The following is a 12,547-nucleotide window of genomic DNA, read 5'->3' on the forward strand; positions in this document are numbered from 1 at the left end:
CCCTTCCCGTTCCCGACCCTGGGGGCTGCGCCCCCAGACCCCCTTTCGGCCTGGACGGCCTCGTCCTCAAGCGCCGGACGGGCTGATTAGGCCGACGCCGGTGGGTAGAGGGATCTCGGCAGTTGTGATGCCGCCGCCGAGTCCAGGAGCCACAGGGTGCGGGCGCGACCCCGGGCGCCCGCTGCCGGGGCCTGGATCTCGCCCGCGCCCGACAGGGCCATCGCCACCGCGTTCGCCTTGTCCTCGCCCGCCGCGAGCAGCCACACCTCACGGGCGGCGCGGATCGCGGGCAGGGTCAGGGAGATGCGGAGGGGCGGCGGCTTGGGGGAGCCGTGGACGCCGATCACCGTGCGCTCCGTCTCCCGGACTCCCGGGTGCTCGGGGAAGAGCGACGCCACATGGGTGTCCGGGCCGACGCCGAGGAGCAGGACGTCGAAGGACGGCACCGCGGCGTGGTTCTCGGGGACGGAGGCCGTGGCCAGTTCCTGCGCGTAGGCCGCCGCTGCCGCCTCCACGTCGGAGCCGTAAGGGCCGTCGGAGGCCGCCATCGCGTGCACCCGCTTCGGGTCCAGCGGCACCGCGTCGAGGAGTGCCTGGTGCGCCTGGGTGACATTGCGCTCCGGGTCGCCCTCCGGCAGGAACCGCTCGTCGCCCCACCACAGGTCGAGGCGGCTCCAGTCGATGGCGTCCCGGGCCGGGGAGCCGGCCAGCGCCGCGAGCAGGCCGTTGCCGTTGCGGCCGCCGGTGAGGACCACGGACGCGCTGCCCCGGGAGGCCTGCGCGTCCACGATCTTCGTGATCAGGCGGGCCGCCGCGGCCTCGGCCATCAGCTCCTTGTCACGGTGCACGACCAGCTGCGGGGTGTCGCTCATTTCGCCGCCGCCTTCCTCACCGGTGTCTTCTCCTGCGCCGCGTCCTTCGCGGGAGCCTTCGCGACCGCCCCGACGGGAGCGGCGACCGCGCGGGCGCCTTTGCCGTCGCCCGCGTCCCCTTTGGCCGGCGCGTTCAGCCGGTCCACGCCGTACCGCAGCGCCGAGGCGTACGTGTCGTCCGGGTCCAGGCGGCGCAGCTCCTCCGCGATCAGCTCGGCCGTCTCGCGGCGCTTGAGCGCCACCGCGCGACCGGGCTGGCCTTGAATGGAGAGGTTCGCCAGCGAGCCGTCGGCCCGGTCCAGGACGACGGGACCGCAGTCGGTGTCCATGCGGACCGCGGTCAGACCCGGGCCGCTCGACACCGTGCGCTTCACCGGCACGTCCAGCCGGTCGGCGAGCCACATCGCGAGCAGCTCACAGCTGGGGTTGAACTCCTCGCCCTCCACCTCGACCGACTGCACCTCGCAGTCGACCTGGTCCAGGGCCGCGGCCAGCATCGAGCGCCAGGGCGTGATGCGGGTCCACGACAGGTCGGTGTCTCCCGGCGCGTAGGCGTCGGCACGGGCCACCAGCTCCCGTATCGGCTCCTCGCAGGCGTAGGTGTCGGTGACCCGGCGCTGCGCGAGGGCGCCCAGCGGGTCCTTCGCCGGGTCCAGCGGCGCGTTCACCGGCCACCAGACCACGACCGGCGCGTCCGGCAGCAGCAGCGGCAGGACCACCGACTGGGCGTGGTCGACGACGTCGCCGTACAGCCGCAGCACGATCGTCTCGCCGGTGCCCGCGTCGGCACCGAGGCGGACCTCGGCGTCCAGCCGGGACCGGGTGCGGTCCCGGGGCGAGCGCGAGACCCGCTTGATGACGAGGAGCGTGCGTGAGGGGTGCTCGTGCGCGGCGTCGCTCGCGGCCTTCAGCGCGTCGTACGCGTTCTCCTCGTCGGTGACGATGACCAGGGTGAGCACCATGCCGATGGCCGGGGTGCCGATCGCCCGGCGGCCGAGCACCAGCGCCTTGTTGATCTTGCTGGCCGTGGTGTCCGTCAGGTCGGTCTTCATGGCCGGCGCCAGCTCCGTCCGTCTCGTTCCAGCATGTCGTCGGCCTCGACGGGGCCCCAGGTGCCGGCCGGATACTGCGCCGGGGTGCCGTGCTCGTCCCAGTACTCCTCGATCGGGTCGAGGATCTTCCAGGACAGCTCGACCTCCTCCGTGCGCGGGAAGAGGTTGGCGTCGCCCAGCAGGACGTCCAGGATCAGGCGCTCGTACGCCTCGGGGCTGGACTCGGTGAAGGACTCGCCGTAGGCGAAGTCCATCGACACGTCCCGGATCTCCATCGACGTGCCCGGCACCTTGGAACCGAAGCGGACGGTGACGCCCTCGTCGGGCTGCACGCGGATGACGATCGCGTTCGAGCCCAGCTCCTCGGTGGCCGTCGTGTCGAAGGGGGAGTGCGGGGCCCGCTGGAAGACGACCGCGATCTCCGTGACCCGGCGGCCCAGGCGCTTGCCGGTGCGCAGGTAGAAGGGGACGCCCGCCCAGCGGCGGTTGTCGATGCCCACCTTGATCGCGGCGTAGGTGTCGGTCTTCGACTTGGGGTCGATGCCGTCCTCTTCGAGGTAGCCGACGGCCTTGGCGCCGCCCTGCCACCCGGCCGCGTACTGGCCGCGCACGGTGTCCCGGCCCAGGTCCTTGGGAAGGCGGACCGCGCCGAGCACCTTGGTCTTCTCCGCCGCGAGTGCGTCCGCGTCGAAGGAGGCGGGCTCCTCCATCGCGGTCAGCGCGAGCAGCTGGAGGAGGTGGTTCTGGATGACGTCGCGGGCGGCGCCGATGCCGTCGTAGTAGCCGGCCCGGCCGCCGATGCCGATGTCCTCGGCCATCGTGATCTGGATGTGGTCGACGTAGGACCGGTTCCAGATCGGCTCGAACATCGTGTTGGCGAAGCGCAGCGCCAGGATGTTCTGGACGGTCTCCTTGCCCAGGTAGTGGTCGATGCGGAAGACCTGGTCGGAACCGAACACGTCGTGGACGATCGCGTTCAGCTCCTCGGCCGACCTCAGGTCGTGGCCGAACGGCTTCTCGATCACCGCCCGCCGCCAGGAGCCGCTCGACTGGTCGGCCAGTCCGTGCTTCTTCAGCTGCTGGATGACCACCGGGAAGGACTTCGGCGGCACCGACAGGTAGAAGGCGAAGTTGCCGCCCGTGCCCTGTGCCTTGTCCAGCTCCTCGATGGTGCCGCGCAGCCGCTCGAAGGCGTCGTCGTCGTCGAAGGTGCCCTGGACGAAGCGCATCCCCTGGATGAGCTGCTGCCAGACCTCCTCGCGGAACGGCGTGCGGGAGTGTTCCTTGACGGCGTCGTGCACGACCTGGGCGAAGTCCTCGTGCTCCCAGTCGCGGCGGGCGAACCCGACGAGCGAGAAGCCCGGCGGCAGCAGACCCCGGTTGGCGAGGTCGTACACGGCGGGCATGAGCTTCTTGCGGGACAGATCGCCGGTGACGCCGAAGATGACCAGACCCGACGGCCCCGCGATACGCGGGAGCCGTCGGTCTGCGGGGTCACGCAGCGGATTGCTGCTTGACAATTCTCAGCCCTTCGAGGGAGCGAGGCGCTTGAGCTCCGCCTCCGTGGACTTCAGCAGGTCGTTCCAGGCCGCCTCGAACTTCTCGACGCCCTCGTCCTCCAGGAGCTGGACCACCTCGTCGTAGGAGATCCCGAGCTTCTCGACCGCGTCGAGGTCCGCGCGGGCCCGCTCGTACGACCCGGCGACGGCGTCGCCGGTGATCTCGCCGTGGTCCTCGGTGGCGAACAGCGTCGCCTCCGGCATGGTGTTGACCGTGTTCGGCGCGACCAGGTCGGTGACGTACATGGTGTCGCTGTACGCCTTGTCCTTCACACCGGTCGACGCCCACAGCGGACGCTGCTTGTTGGCGCCGGCCTTCTCCAGGGCGGCCCAGCGGTCGGTGCCGAAGACCTCCTCGTACGCCTGGTAGGCGAGGCGCGCGTTGGCGACGGCGGCCTTGCCGCGCAGCGCCTTGGCCTCGTCGGTGCCGAGCGCGTCGATCCGCTTGTCGATCTCGGTGTCCACGCGGGACACGAAGAAGGACGCCACGGAGTGGATCTGCGACAGGTCCAGGCCGCGCTCCTTGGCCTTCTCCAGACCGGTCAGGAAGGCGTCCATGACCTTGCGGTAGCGCTCCAGGGAGAAGATCAGCGTGACGTTGACGCTGATGCCCAGGCCGATGGTCTCGGCGATGGCCGGCAGGCCCGCCTCGGTCGCCGGGATCTTGATGAAGGTGTTCGGCCGGTCCACCAGCCATGCCAGCTGCTTGGCCTCGGCCACCGTGGCGTGGGTGTTGTGCGCCAGGCGCGGGTCCACCTCGATGGAGACCCGGCCGTCCTTGCCGCCGGTGTTGTCGTAGACCGGGCGCAGGATGTCGGCGGCGTCGCGGACGTCCGCCGTGGTGATCATCCGGATGGCCTCTTCGACCGTGACTCCGCGGACGGCGAGGTCGGCGAGCTGCTGGTCGTAGCCGTCGCCCTGCGAGATCGCCTTCTGGAAGATCGACGGGTTGGTGGTGACGCCCACGACGTGCTGCTGGTCGATCAGCTCGGCGAGGTTGCCGGACGTGATCCGCTTGCGGGACAGGTCGTCCAGCCAGATCGCGACGCCTTCGTCGGAGAGGCGCTTGAGTGCGTCTGTCATGGAATATGCATCTCCTACTGTCGTATGTAAGCGTCAGCGCTGGGCCGCGGCGATCGATTCCCGGGCGGCGGTGGCCACGTTCTCGGCGGTGAAGCCGAACTCCTTGAAGAGCACCTTGGCGTCCGCCGAAGCACCGAAGTGCTCCAGGGAGACGATGCGGCCGGCGTCTCCCACGTACTTGTGCCAGGTGAGGCCGATCCCGGCCTCGACCGCGACCCGGGCCTTCACGGACGGGGGCAGGACGCTGTCCCGGTACCCCTGGTCCTGCTGCTCGAACCACTCCACGGACGGCATGGACACCACACGGGTCGGCACGCCGTCGGCCTGGAGCTGCTCGCGGGCCTCGACGGCGACGTGCACCTCGGAACCGGTCGCGATCAGGACCACCTGCGCCTCGCCGCCGTCGGCGTCGAAGAGCACGTAGCCGCCCTTGGCCGCGTCCTCGTTGGGCTCGTACGTCGGCACGCCCTGGCGGGTCAGCGCCAGACCGTGCGGCTGGCCCTTGCCGAACTCCTTCGTCCAGCGGCGCAGGATCTCCCGCCAGGCGATCGCCGTCTCGTTGGCGTCGGCCGGGCGGACCACGTTCAGGCCCGGGATGGCGCGCAGCGAGGCCAGGTGCTCGACCGGCTGGTGGGTCGGGCCGTCCTCGCCCAGGCCGATGGAGTCGTGCGTCCACACGTACGTCACCGGCAGGTGCATCAGCGCCGACAGCCGCACCGCGTTGCGCATGTAGTCGGAGAAGACCAGGAACGTTCCGCCGTAGATGCGGGTGTTGCCGTGCAGCGCGATGCCGTTCATCTCCGCGGCCATCGCGTGCTCGCGGATGCCGAAGTGGATGGTGCGGCCGTAGGGGTCGGCCTCCGGCAGCGGGTTGCCCGCGGGGAGGAAGGACGACGTCTTGTCGATCGTCGTGTTGTTCGAACCCGCGAGGTCGGCCGAGCCGCCCCACAGCTCCGGGATCACCGCGCCGAGCGCCTGGAGCACCTTGCCGGACGCCGCACGGGTCGCCAGGCCCTTGCCCGCCTCGAAGACCGGGATCTTCTCCTCCCAGCCCGTGGGCAGCTCGCCCTTGGCGACGCGGTCGTACTCGGCGGCGCGCTCCGGGTTGTTGTCCCGCCACTGCTGGAAGGACTTCTCCCACACCGCGCGGGCCGCCTGGCCCTTCTCCAGCGCCTTGCGGGTGTGCTCGATGACCTCGTCGGAGACCTCGAAGGACTTCTCCGGATCGAAGCCCAGCACCCGCTTGGTCGCCGCGACCTCGTCGTCGCCGAGCGCCGAGCCGTGCGCGGCCTCGGTGTTCTGCGCGTTCGGGGCGGGCCAGGCGATGATCGAGCGCATCGCGATGAAGGACGGCCGGTCGGTGACCTTCTTCGCCTCCTCGATCGCGTCGTAGATCGCGTTCGGGTCCAGGTCGCCGTCCGGCTTCGGGGCGACACGCTGGACGTGCCAGCCGTACGCCTCGTAGCGCTTGCAGGTGTCCTCGGAGACGGCCGTCTCGGTGTCGCCCTCGATGGAGATGTGGTTGTCGTCCCACAAAAGCACCAGGTTGCCGAGCTTCTGGTGCCCGGCCATCGACGAGGCCTCGGCGGAGATGCCCTCCTGGAGGCAGCCGTCACCGGCGATGCAGTAGACGAAGTGGTCGAACGGGGAGGTGCCCTCGGCGGCCTCCGGGTCGAACAGGCCGCGCTCGTAGCGGGCGGCCATCGCCATGCCCACCGCGTTGGCCACACCCTGGCCCAGCGGGCCGGTCGTGGTCTCCACACCCGTGGTGTGGCCGTACTCCGGGTGGCCGGGGGTCTTGGAGCCCCAGGTGCGGAAGGACTCCAGGTCCGCCAGCTGAAGGCCGAAGCCGGCCAGGTACAGCTGGGTGTAGAGGGTCAGGGACGAGTGACCCGCGGACAGCACGAAACGGTCGCGCCCGACCCAGTTCGCGTCGGCGGGGTCGTGCCGCATCACCTTCTGGAAGAGGGTGTAGGCGGCGGGCGCCAGGCTCATCGCCGTACCCGGATGGCCGTTGCCAACCTTCTGTACGGCATCGGCGGCCAGGACGCGGGCGGTGTCCACGGCCCGCTGGTCCAGTTCGGTCCACTCGAGGTCTGTGGTGGTCGGCTTGGTGCTCACCCTGAGTCAGGGCTCCTCTCCACATGTCGGTTGCCGGTGCACGAGCACCGGCTGCCGGCGCGTCCGTGAGTCGGCCGGCCATGGCCGAGCCTACCCCCGTAAGTACGTGCGTTTTTCCGATGGAAACCAGACTGCCGGGACTCGTGTGGATCCGCCTGTCGACTGGGCGAAACCGCATTCGGCAAGTGAATACGGAGCCGCTCATCTGACTGCTCAATCGACTCTCCGAACGCACGTCGGAGCGGCCTCGCCAACACGAGCCCACCCCCGCGAAGGCCGAGGTATGGGCAACGTCTAAAGTGGCGTGGTACGCGCGAGCCTTTACCGCCACTTCACACGGTCGGGCTTGCTGGGAGTCTCTGTCAGGGGTGTGCGTGACGGCCGTTGAATCCCGTCCTGCGGGGGTTATCGGGACGAGCCAGAGCCCGAGTCACCGGCCGTTCGGGGCCCGTGTCAAGGCGTTCGTGGCGCTGACCAAGCCGCGGATCATCGAGCTTCTGCTGATCACCACCGTTCCGGTGATGTTCCTCGCCGAACAGGGTGTTCCGAATCTGAAGCTGGTGCTGCTGACCTGCGTCGGCGGTTATCTGTCGGCCGGCGGCGCGAACGCGCTGAACATGTACATCGACCGCGACATCGACGCGCTGATGGACCGGACCTCGCAGCGCCCACTGGTGACCGGCATGGTCAGCCCGGTGGAATGCCTCGTCTTCGGCATCACCCTGGCGGTCGTCTCGACGCTGCTGTTCGGCCTCACGGTCAACTGGCTGTCGGCCTGGCTCTCGCTCGGCGCCCTCCTCTTCTACGTGGTCGTCTACACGATGATCCTCAAGCGCCGCACCTCGCAGAACATCGTCTGGGGCGGCATCGCGGGCTGTCTGCCGGTGCTGATCGGCTGGTCGGCCGTGACCAACTCGATGTCCTGGGCGCCGGTCATCCTCTTCGGGGTGATGTTCTTCTGGACGCCGCCGCACTACTGGCCGCTGTCCATGAAGGTCAAGGAGGACTACGCGCGCGTCGGCGTGCCGATGCTCCCGGTGATCGCCTCCAACAAGGTCGTCGCCCGGCAGATCGTCATCTACAGCTGGGTGATGGTCGTGGTGTCGCTGCTGCTGCAGCCGCTCGGCTACACCGGCTGGTTCTACACGGCGGTGGCCCTGGCCGCCGGCGGCATGTGGCTGTGGGAGGCGCACGGGCTGCAGAACCGCGCCAAGGCCGAGGTGACCGGCGGCAAGCTCAAGGAGATGCGGCTGTTCCACTGGTCCATCACCTACGTGTCGGTGCTGTTCCTGGCGATCGCGGTGGACCCCTTCCTGCGCTGAGCGCTTCTCGTGGAGCCGTCCGACGGGCGGGGAGCGTGGTCAAGGCCACGCACCCCGCCCGTCGCCGTTTGATCTACCCGTCGGTAGCATCCTGGTCATGGCAGACACGCAGCAGGTGGACACGGAGCAGTCCGGCGCGAAGGGCGGCTGGGCCGACCGGTGGGCCGCGTACGAGGTGACCCGGACGGCCGGGCGGATCGGCTCCTTCGCCAAGGCCCACGGCGGCGCCGAGGCCCAGGTGGCGTATCTCGGCGAGCGCGGCGCCCGGATCGTCCTCGTCGGCGCGGACGGCGCCTGGGGCGACCTGGTCGCGCGCACCCACGCGGGCGCGCTGAAGGCCGTCGAGCAGTCCGGCGTCACCGTCCACGAGGACTTCGACGGCGAGTTCGCGGCCAAGGTCACCACGGGCCGCTACGAGTGGTCGCGCATGGCCGGCATCCAGGTCGGGGGTCCGAGCAACACCTGAGGGCGGGTTCACCCGTTAGGACCGTAGGAAGCCGCACGGCGCACTCGTCGTGAGGTACACGGTCCCGTCACGGGGAGCCCGGATGATCGAAACGCCGTCCCTGGTGGACCAGTACTGCCACGGCGTCCTGAGAACGGAGCTGGGCCTCGGCACCTTCGAGGCCCAGCTGGCCCGCACCGAGGGCCCGCCCGCACCGGGCACCACCCTCTTCGACACCCAGACCGGCTTCGCGGTACGCCGCTGGTGCCCGCCCCTGCTCGGTCTGGAACCGCACTGCCCGCCCGCCCGCTACCTGGCCCGGCGCCGCGAACTGGGCGTCATGGAGGCGGACCGCAGGCTCCTGCGCGGCAGCGGCATCACCACCTACCTGGTCGACGCGGGACTGCCCGGAGACCTCACCGGCCCCACCGAGATGGCCACCGCCGCGGACGCCGACACGCGCGAGATCGTGCGCCTGGAGTTGCTCGCCGAGCAGGTCGCCGACACCTCGGGCACCGTCGAGTCCTTCCTCGCCAACCTCGCCGAGGCCGTGCACGGCGCCGCCGCGAACGCGGTCGCCTTCACCTCCGTCGCCGGGGTACGGCACGGTCTGGCCCTCGCCCCGGAGCCGCCGGGCCCCGGCGAGGTGCGCGGGGCCGCCGCCCGCTGGCTGACCGGGCGCGAGGTCGGCGGGGAGCTGAGCGACCCGGTCCTGCTGCGCCACCTGCTGTGGATCGCCGTCGCCTCCGGCCTGCCGCTCCAGCTGCACGCGGGCCTCGGCGAACCGGGCCTGCGCATCGACCGCACCGACCCGGTCCTGCTCACCGACTTCGTACGGGCCACCGCCGGACTCGGCACCGACCTGGTCCTGCTGCACGGCTACCCCTACCACCGCCACGCCGCCCACCTGGCCGGGGTCTTCCCGCACGTCTACGCCGACGCGGGCGCCGCCCTGGTGCGCACCGGCGCCCGGGCCGCGACGGTCCTCGCGGAGATCCTGGAGTTGGCCCCCTTCGGCAAGATCCTGTTCTCCAGCGGCGCCCAGGGCCTGCCCGAGCTGCACGTCGTCGCCGCCCGGCTCTTCCGCGAGGCCCTCGGCCGGGTGCTGGGCGCCTGGGTGGCCGAGGGGGCGTGGTCGCTCGGGGACGCCCAGCGGGTGGCGGGGATGATCGCCTCGGGGAACGCGGGGCGGGTGTACGGACTGGAGTGACGCGGGTGTACGGACTCGGGTGACGCGGGTGTACGGACTGGGGTGACGCGGGTGCACGGGCTGGAGTGATGGGTGTACACACAGGAGCGAGGCGGAGAGACTGGGCGCATGCCGACCGACGCCCTGCTCGACCGTTTCCTCACCGGCCTCACGCCCCTCGACCCCGTCGCGGTCTGGGCCCACGGTTCACTGGGCGCGGGCGACTACCAGGAGGGCCGCAGCGACCTGGACCTAATCGCGGTCCTGCCCCGACCGGCCACGGCACGCACGGCCTGGCGGCTCGGGCTGCTCCACGCCCGCCTGCGCGCCGAGCCCCTGGCCGGGCTGCTGCACTGCACCTACCTGTCGCCCGACACGGTCGCCGACCCCGACCAGCGGCATCTGACCTGGGCCCACCAGCAGCTCTTCAAACGGACGGTCACCCCGGTCACCCGGCGCGAACTGCACAGTTTCGGCCGCATCCTGCACGGCGAGTCGCCGGAGCAGCTGCTGCCGCCGGTGACGGACCCGGAACTGGACGCCTTCGTCGTCCGCGACCAGCGGGACTTCTGGCGTCCGCACGTGCGCAGGGCGGAGCTGTGGACGCAGGACGTCTGGGTCGACCTGGGCCTGATCACCTTCGCCCGCGCCACGGTCACGCTGCGCGAGGGCCGTCTGATCACCAAGCGGGAGGCCCTGGCGGAGCTGCCCGCCCTGGGCGCGCCCGGCGAGGTCGTCGAGGACATCGCCGAACGGCGCTACGGGAAGGGCCCGAGGCCCGCGGCCACGGCGGAGTGGACCGCCCGCCGCGCCGAGCTGACCCGGAGCTACCTGGGACCGGCGATGGACACGCTGGTGGCGTCGTACTCCTGAGCGGGCAGCCCCGGCACCGTCTCCCCGGCCCGCTCGCGCAGCGCCAGCAGCACCCGCAGCACCGCGATCCACACCAGGCACGAGCCGAACATGTGCAGGCCGACGAGGACCTCGGGCAGGTCGGTGAAGTACTGGACGTACCCGATGACCCCCTGGGCGAGCAGCACCAGGAACAGGTCTCGGGTGCGGGCCAGCGGGCCCTTGGGCGCGTCGACCGCCTTCAGCACGAACCACAGGGCGAACGTCAGCGTCACCACGATCCACGCCAGGACGGCGTGCGCCTTGCTGATCATCTCCCAGTCGACCGGCATGCGGGGCACGTCGCTCGAGTCGCCCGCGTGCGGTCCCGCGCCGGTGACCACGGTGCCGACCACGACCAGCAGCGCGGAGACGACGACCATCACCCACACCAGCTGCTGCACGGACTTGCCGACCAGCGGGCGCGGTGCCGTGTCGCCCTCCCGGGTGCGCTGCCACATCACCGTGGCCAGGGTCAGCAGCGCCGTCGTCGCCACGAAGTGCGCCGCGACCGTGTACGGGTTGAGGCCGACGAGCACGACGATGCCGCCGAGCACGGCGTTGCTCATCACGACCCAGAACTGCGCCCACCCCAGCAGGGTGAGGCTGCGCCGGTACGGCTTCTGCGAGCGGGCGGCGATGATCGCCCAGCCGACGGCGGCACACAGCACGTAGGTCAGCATGCGGTTGCCGAACTCGATGATGCCGTGGAAGCCCATCTCGCTCGTGGTGGTGAGCGAGTCGTCGGTGCACTTGGGCCAGGTCGGGCAGCCGAGACCCGAGCCGGTGAGCCGGACGGCGCCGCCGGTGACGACGATGACCACCGACATCACGAGGGGCGCGAGGGCCGCCCGCTGGACCGTCCGGGGATGCGGGGTCCAGCGTGCGGCGATGAAGGCGAGCGGGTTGCGCACGGCGGCTACGGCGTCGGCACGGGTCACGTTTGGCACGCCGTCCATCGTAGGCGCCCGCTTGTGCACGCTTTCACGAGGGTCGGTCCGTGGCATGTGTTCCTACTCCCAGCGGAAGAACTTCCCCGCGGCCGTGAGCCCCACGACCGCCCACACGGCGAGGATCCCCAGGTCGCCCCAGGGCATCGCGGCCCCGTGCTGGAGGACGTCCCGGAGTCCGTCCGAGAGGGCCGAGACGGGCAGCAGCCCCAGCACGTCCTGCGCCGCGTCCGGGAACTTGTCCAGCGGCACGATCACCCCGCCGCCCACGAGGAGCAGCAGGAAGACCAGGTTGGCGGCGGCCAGCGTGGCCTCCGCCTTCAGCGTGCCGGCCATCAGCAGACCCAGCCCGGAGAAGGCGGCGGTGCCGAGGAGCAGGAGCAGCAGCACGGCCGCCGGGTTGCCGTGCGGCGACCAGCCCAGTGCGAGGGCGATCACCGTCAGCAGCACGATCTGGAACACCTCGGTGACCAGGACCGATGCCGTCTTCGCGGTCATCAGGGCCCAGCGCGGCAGCGGGGAGGCGGCCAGCCGCTTCAGCACCCCGTACCGGCGCTCGAAGCCGGTGGCGATGGCCTGCCCGGTGAACGCCGTCGACATCACGGCCAGCGCGAGGATGCCCGGGGCGAGGAAGTCGACCGACTCCCCGGCTCCGGTGTCGATGATGTCCACGGAGCTGAACAGGACGAGCAGCAGCGTCGGGATGATCACCGTCAGCAGCAGCTGCTCGCCGTTGCGCAGCAGCATCCTGGTCTCGAGCACGGCCTGGGCCGCGATCATGCGCCCGAGCGGCGCGGCGCCGGGCCTGGGCGCGTACGTCCCCGCGGTGCCGGGCGTGCCCGTGTCCCCCGGTGTCCCTGTCGTCGTGGTCACCCGCGCAGCTCCTTGCCGGTCAGCTCCAGGCTGTGTCCTCCCGGGGGGCAACCCCCGGACCCCCGGCCGTCCTCGGTTTCGACCGAAATCATGAGCGCAGCTCCTTGCCGGTCAGCTCCAGGCTGTGTCCTCCCGGGGGGCAACCCCCGGACCCCCGGCCGTCCTCGGTTTCGACCGAAATCATGAGCGC

Annotated in this window: 11 protein-coding genes; 4 read left to right on the plus strand and 7 right to left on the minus strand. The window is 71.0% G+C overall.

The window, feature by feature from the left end:
- Nucleotides 1–86: 86 nt before the first annotated feature.
- The 5 genes from pgl to tkt are packed head-to-tail and all read right to left on the minus strand — an operon-like array spanning nt 87 to nt 6,687.
- Nucleotides 87–872, minus strand: a complete 786-nt coding sequence (pgl, locus tag ACFYZ3_RS03795) for a 6-phosphogluconolactonase (RefSeq protein ID WP_388513766.1) — start codon at nt 870–872, stop codon at nt 87–89.
- Complete coding sequence (gene opcA / locus ACFYZ3_RS03800; protein WP_388513767.1) at nt 869–1,924, minus strand: glucose-6-phosphate dehydrogenase assembly protein OpcA; 1,056 nt, start codon at nt 1,922–1,924, stop codon at nt 869–871. Before opcA ends, pgl begins: the two co-directional genes overlap by 4 nt.
- Nucleotides 1,921–3,444, minus strand: coding sequence for a glucose-6-phosphate dehydrogenase (gene zwf / locus ACFYZ3_RS03805; RefSeq protein WP_361007708.1), 1,524 nt, complete (start codon nt 3,442–3,444; stop codon nt 1,921–1,923). Before zwf ends, opcA begins: the two co-directional genes overlap by 4 nt.
- A 3-nt stretch (nt 3,445–3,447) precedes the next feature.
- Complete coding sequence (gene tal / locus ACFYZ3_RS03810; protein WP_388513769.1) at nt 3,448–4,566, minus strand: transaldolase; 1,119 nt, start codon at nt 4,564–4,566, stop codon at nt 3,448–3,450.
- Nucleotides 4,567–4,599: 33 nt separating this feature from the next.
- Nucleotides 4,600–6,687, minus strand: coding sequence for a transketolase (tkt, locus tag ACFYZ3_RS03815; RefSeq protein ID WP_388513770.1), 2,088 nt, complete (start codon nt 6,685–6,687; stop codon nt 4,600–4,602).
- 368 nt (nt 6,688–7,055) lie between these two features.
- On the opposite strand from tkt, the gene ACFYZ3_RS03820 reads away from it, so the two are divergent.
- The 4 genes from ACFYZ3_RS03820 to ACFYZ3_RS03835 all read left to right on the plus strand — a co-directional run bounded on the left by ACFYZ3_RS03820 (nt 7,056) and on the right by ACFYZ3_RS03835 (nt 10,516).
- Entirely contained in the window at nt 7,056–8,009 is a 954-nt protein-coding gene (locus tag ACFYZ3_RS03820; RefSeq protein WP_361007714.1) for a heme o synthase, read from the plus strand.
- Nucleotides 8,010–8,106: 97 nt separating this feature from the next.
- Entirely contained in the window at nt 8,107–8,475 is a 369-nt protein-coding gene (locus ACFYZ3_RS03825; protein ID WP_388513772.1) for a hypothetical protein, read from the plus strand.
- Between the two features lie 82 nt (nt 8,476–8,557).
- Nucleotides 8,558–9,664: an amidohydrolase family protein gene (locus ACFYZ3_RS03830; RefSeq protein WP_388513773.1), complete on the plus strand. Its 1,107-nt coding sequence runs from the start codon at nt 8,558–8,560 to the stop codon at nt 9,662–9,664.
- Nucleotides 9,665–9,772: 108 nt separating this feature from the next.
- Complete coding sequence (locus ACFYZ3_RS03835; protein WP_388513775.1) at nt 9,773–10,516, plus strand: nucleotidyltransferase; 744 nt, start codon at nt 9,773–9,775, stop codon at nt 10,514–10,516.
- Here ACFYZ3_RS03835 and ACFYZ3_RS03840 read toward each other — a convergent pair.
- Together ACFYZ3_RS03840 and ACFYZ3_RS03845 are read right to left on the minus strand one after the other, a co-directional pair.
- Nucleotides 10,471–11,541, minus strand: coding sequence for a heme A synthase (locus ACFYZ3_RS03840; RefSeq protein ID WP_388513777.1), 1,071 nt, complete (start codon nt 11,539–11,541; stop codon nt 10,471–10,473). The two genes, ACFYZ3_RS03835 and ACFYZ3_RS03840, sit on opposite strands and share 46 nt — an antisense overlap.
- Nucleotides 11,542–11,547: 6 nt before the next feature.
- Nucleotides 11,548–12,357: an ABC transporter permease gene (locus ACFYZ3_RS03845; protein WP_388513778.1), complete on the minus strand. Its 810-nt coding sequence runs from the start codon at nt 12,355–12,357 to the stop codon at nt 11,548–11,550.
- Nucleotides 12,358–12,547: the final 190 nt, after the last annotated feature.

The sequence above is a fragment of the Streptomyces sp. NPDC001599 genome (assembly GCF_042893535.1).
Taxonomy (GTDB): domain Bacteria; phylum Actinomycetota; class Actinomycetes; order Streptomycetales; family Streptomycetaceae; genus Streptomyces.

Coding starts and splice junctions, on each gene's coding strand:
- tal (WP_388513769.1), bottom strand. CDS start 4,566: ATGACAGACGCACTCAAGCGCCTCTCCGACGAAGGCGTCGCGATCTGG.
- ACFYZ3_RS03835 (WP_388513775.1), top strand. CDS start 9,773: ATGCCGACCGACGCCCTGCTCGACCGTTTCCTCACCGGCCTCACGCCC.
- ACFYZ3_RS03825 (WP_388513772.1), top strand. CDS start 8,107: ATGGCAGACACGCAGCAGGTGGACACGGAGCAGTCCGGCGCGAAGGGC.
- opcA (WP_388513767.1), bottom strand. CDS start 1,924: ATGAAGACCGACCTGACGGACACCACGGCCAGCAAGATCAACAAGGCG.
- ACFYZ3_RS03830 (WP_388513773.1), top strand. CDS start 8,558: ATGATCGAAACGCCGTCCCTGGTGGACCAGTACTGCCACGGCGTCCTG.
- pgl (WP_388513766.1), bottom strand. CDS start 872: ATGAGCGACACCCCGCAGCTGGTCGTGCACCGTGACAAGGAGCTGATG.
- ACFYZ3_RS03840 (WP_388513777.1), bottom strand. CDS start 11,541: ATGCCACGGACCGACCCTCGTGAAAGCGTGCACAAGCGGGCGCCTACG.